The following is a 3,796-nucleotide window of genomic DNA, read 5'->3' as shown; positions in this document are numbered from 1 at the left end:
TTCGGTGCGGGCCGCCCTGACAGGGCCATCCGGTGCGGACCGTCGGGAAGGAAAAGCCAAGGCGCGTGTGCAACATGCCCGCCGTGCGGCATACGCTATGGGTGACTCTTTGCTGGCCGAGGTTTTTAATCAGTGGCTTTTGCGTTATGGCCGGGCGTAAGGGACAGCCATTTCGGTGACCGCTGCGGCCAAAACGTAAAATATTTCTTCATGAGGCGTGAACAGGCCGTCGGTATAGGTAAGTACATTTTTTATGTCTGACCCGCATCACGGTTTTTGTCTTGGTGACTCTGTGTATTCATCTTTTTCTGTCCGCTCTGCCTCCTGTCGGTGACTCGGCAAAGCGTTTTTAATTATTACAGAAAAATGTTGATCCTTTGCATTGGGCGATGCATCTCCGCATCGCTTTTTTTATTTTTTTAAAAGATGCGCACTGTTTTGGCCGTGTTTAAAACATTGACAGAAAATTATTGTTAGGAATTATTGACAGTATTGCTGTATTTTAATATGATAAAAGCTATATAAGTTTTTGCTATAAATATGTCGGATGTACGGTATGGACCTCGAAAGTTGTTGTACCAAGTTTTTTCTAAGACCGGTTACGGCCGGCGTGTGGAGCGTCAGATGAAAGCTGTGGATGGACGTTCTGCAGGTTTTTTTCAGACACTCGCTCGTGAAGCGCCCCTTGCTTGCGGGAACCGTCTGGATTTTCTGCAGGGCCTGCCTCAGGCCCTCGCGGTTATGCGGGTAGATCTGGATATGATGGGCCGTCCCTGCGACTTGATGGTTGTTTATGGCAATGAGGCTCTTTTCACGCTTTTTGGTGTTCCCCGCGAATGGCTGACCGGAGTTTCTCTTATTGACTCCCATCTGAAGCTGGACAGAGTATGGCTGGAAATTTTCTGGAAGACGGCCTACCAGGGACATATACAGGAAATGACCGGCTTCTGGGCATCGCTGGGCAGACATCTTGCCGTAACCTGTCATCAGCCCCAGTACGGCTATTGCACCTGTCTTTTTCAGGATATCACCGAACGTGTGAACAAAGAAAATGATCTGGCAAAAAACCGTAATCGCCTTGAAGCGCTGCTGCACAGCACTGTGGATATGGTTTTTCAGATGGATCCGGTTACCGGAATCATCAGCAATCTTGATCAGGGCCTGGCTTCGTGCGGTGGTCTGCTTAAAGCCCGAAGTGTGCCGAAAGCCCTTTTACGTCACGGTCTTTTGGCCTCCGGGCAGAATGAAAAGATCATCAGGCTTATCCGCCTTGCCCTGTGTGACGAAGATGACTGTACCTGCGAGGTGCGCGCAAGGCTCAAGGTCGGCTCGCCCTTTACCTGGCACAGCCTGACAGTTGTGAGCTACAGCGATCCATGCACTCATGAACTCGGCATCATAGGTTTTCTTAAAGACGTGCATGCCAGCATCAAGGAAAGGGACGCGTTGGTGCGCCGGGCGGAAAAAGACCCTCTTTGCGGTATTTACAATCGGGCTGCGGGCGAAAGCATTGTTGCTTCACGGTTGGCAGCAACGAACGGAACCAGCACCAGTGCGGCTTTGCTTATTTTTGATCTGGATGATTTCAAGGCGGTTAACGACACCGCCGGACATGCGGTGGGCGATGCGGTGCTGAAGGCCTTTGCCGCTCTGCTGGGGCAGGGCTTTCGCAAGGATGATACCATTTTTCGGCTTGGCGGTGATGAGTTTGCCGTTTTTGTACAGAATATGCCGCAGGAAAGGATTTTTCGTGTCAGCAAAAACCTTGCGACCAAGCTGGAAGAGCCTCTGGTTGACGGCATGTGCATAGGGATGTGCGTTGGGGTTGCCTACAGCCAGTCAGGGCGCCACAGCTATGAAGACTTTTATAAAATGGCCGATAAGGCTTTGTATAATGCCAAGGAAGGTGGCAAGAGACAGGGCGCCATCCTTTGTCTGCATGACAACGGCGATTGAAGCGCCGGGGTGGATTCCGGCGCCGTAAAGGCATACTGTTTGAAAAATGTTTTGATACGCATATTTGTGCGTCGTGGGTGTGTTCGTGAGAAAGAGTGCCGTTTGAGCGCCTCTGCGTTGCATTTCGTGGCATGCAACGCCGGCAGCCGCGGCCATAGCCGCATTGCGGTTAATTATCTCAGAATGCAGGACGTACAAAAAAGAGGGCTGTCAGTAGTGGGGCAGCCCTCACTTTTTTTGCTGAAAAACATGCCCTGCAGAGCGTTAATCCGGGCCAGACGACACCGCATGGCGGCTGGTGACGTTTGGTTCTGCAATTGCGCTGCGTCAGGTATTTCAGACTATTACAGACAATCATCCGCGACAGGCGCAGCCGCCCATAAGCAAGCGCCGCCACAGGCAAGCAGCCGTCATGCACACGTACCCGTCACTGGTGAGCGCCCGTCCCACGCCTGACCGTGCAAACGCGCACGGTTGGAACTGTGGGGCGGGCGCTTCGAATTTTGCCAGCCTGTGAAATTATCCTGCCGGAGCAGTTGGTTCATGAAACAGCCCTGGCATGTCCGGACCGTTGCCGCATCGCTGGCTGACAACAAGTTTTTTGCTGCTTTTGCACAATTTTCCAGCCAGACAAAGGGAAGAAGAGCATTACCAATGCTGCCCGCACTCAGCGCCTTCTGAAAACGTACCCATATAAACGCCCCAGAATTTCCTGAATCGCTCATATACGCGCCCAGAGTACAGTTGGGTACATGGGTGCGGCTGAAGCGGTTGGACACTGCTGGGTACGGCTCGAAGCTGCCCTTGCAGGTACTCCCGGAAGCCCCTAGAAACGGCCGATAATCAGATCGTCCAAGGTTCTTTTGGGAACATGGTGAACCCCCTGCGCGTCGCGCCAATAGGTGGTATTGCCGTCTGCGGGCAGCGGAGCCACAACGCGCGTTTCTTTGGCCGCGCCCAGGCCGAGCACCAGCGCGGGTTTCAGGCTGGCCGGAACCTGCAAGAGAGCGGGTACGGCCTGATGGTCAAAAGATTTGATGATGCAGCAGCCCCAGTCACGGCTGCTGGCTGCCAGTTGTATGGTCTGGGCGGCAATGCCCACATCGTAGAATGTCAGCTCAGTGCCGCCCTGCGGCATGAAAATGGTGATAAAGCCCGTGGGCTGTTCGCCGGGGTGCGGCCCGCCCCAGTCCTTGAGCGCGCCTGCCCAGCGGGTGAGGGAAAAAAGTTTTTTGCAGGTTTCGCCCTGGGCAACAAGGCTGAACCGCAAATCCTGGGCATTTCTGGCCGAAGGCGCAAGCCTGGCACAATCCACAAGCCATTCCAGATCATTCATGGTCAGTGGCCGCTCTTCAGCGAAGCGGCGGCAGGTACGCGCCTTTTCAACCAATTCTCTGAAATTCATGAGTTCCTCCTTGCCTGGTTCGGCAAAGGCTCAAGCATGGGCAAGAGCATGTTTTTTTGCAGGGATACTTTCAACGTAGTTATGCCGTTTATCCGGCATGCAGAAGTGCAATTCCCACGCACAGCCGTCATCGGGCCTGCCCAGGCAGCCGCCAGAGAAGTTTTACGGTGTACGAGCCTATACTGTTGCCAGCAGAAACCAGAGCTGGCCCCACTGTATGGCGGCGCCAAGAAAATCACCGGAAACGCCGCCCTGGTCCCGTGCCAGCGCCGCCGTGCGACGAATGAGAGCATACTGCCCGCAGGCCGTCAACGGCACTTGCCACAGGCTAATCTGCCCTGCAAAAAATAAGATGCATAAGAGCAGCAGCGCCCCCAGCGCATAGCCCCGCGCCAGGCCGGGGCTGGCTCCGGCACAGGTCAGTCCGCCCAGTGA

4 protein-coding genes are annotated in these 3,796 nt (G+C 54.2%); 2 read left to right on the top strand and 2 right to left on the bottom strand.

The window, feature by feature from the left end; all coding sequences use genetic code 11:
• The first annotated feature begins 624 nt into the window (after window positions 1-624).
• Together V6C07_RS00020 and V6C07_RS00015 are read left to right on the top strand one after the other, a co-directional pair.
• Window positions 625-1,956 (top strand): GGDEF domain-containing protein, encoded by a 1,332-nt coding sequence (locus V6C07_RS00020; protein ID WP_333534279.1) that lies wholly within the window; start codon window positions 625-627, stop codon window positions 1,954-1,956.
• A 543-nt stretch (window positions 1,957-2,499) separates the two neighbouring features.
• Window positions 2,500-2,637, top strand: a complete 138-nt coding sequence (locus tag V6C07_RS00015) for a hypothetical protein (protein WP_333534278.1) — start codon at window positions 2,500-2,502, stop codon at window positions 2,635-2,637.
• A 145-nt stretch (window positions 2,638-2,782) separates the two neighbouring features.
• Here the strand turns inward: V6C07_RS00015 and V6C07_RS00010 are convergent, their stop codons facing one another.
• Together V6C07_RS00010 and V6C07_RS00005 are read right to left on the bottom strand one after the other, a co-directional pair.
• On the bottom strand, window positions 2,783-3,361 hold the full coding sequence (locus tag V6C07_RS00010; RefSeq protein WP_333534277.1) for a nitroreductase family protein: 579 nt from the start codon (window positions 3,359-3,361) through the stop codon (window positions 2,783-2,785).
• Between the two features lie 177 nt (window positions 3,362-3,538).
• The coding region (locus tag V6C07_RS00005) for an adenosylcobinamide-GDP ribazoletransferase (protein WP_333534276.1) at window positions 3,539-3,796 on the bottom strand (258 nt) is incomplete at its 5' end.

Source organism: Desulfovibrio sp. 1214_IL3152 (assembly GCF_036763055.1).
Classification (GTDB): Bacteria; Desulfobacterota; Desulfovibrionia; order Desulfovibrionales; family Desulfovibrionaceae; genus Desulfovibrio.
The sequence above is the reverse complement of the archived record's forward strand: the minus strand, read 5'-3'. Positions and strand labels throughout refer to the sequence as shown.

Coding starts and splice junctions, on each gene's coding strand:
- V6C07_RS00015 (WP_333534278.1), top strand. CDS start 2,500: ATGAAACAGCCCTGGCATGTCCGGACCGTTGCCGCATCGCTGGCTGAC.
- V6C07_RS00020 (WP_333534279.1), top strand. CDS start 625: ATGAAAGCTGTGGATGGACGTTCTGCAGGTTTTTTTCAGACACTCGCT.
- V6C07_RS00010 (WP_333534277.1), bottom strand. CDS start 3,361: ATGAATTTCAGAGAATTGGTTGAAAAGGCGCGTACCTGCCGCCGCTTC.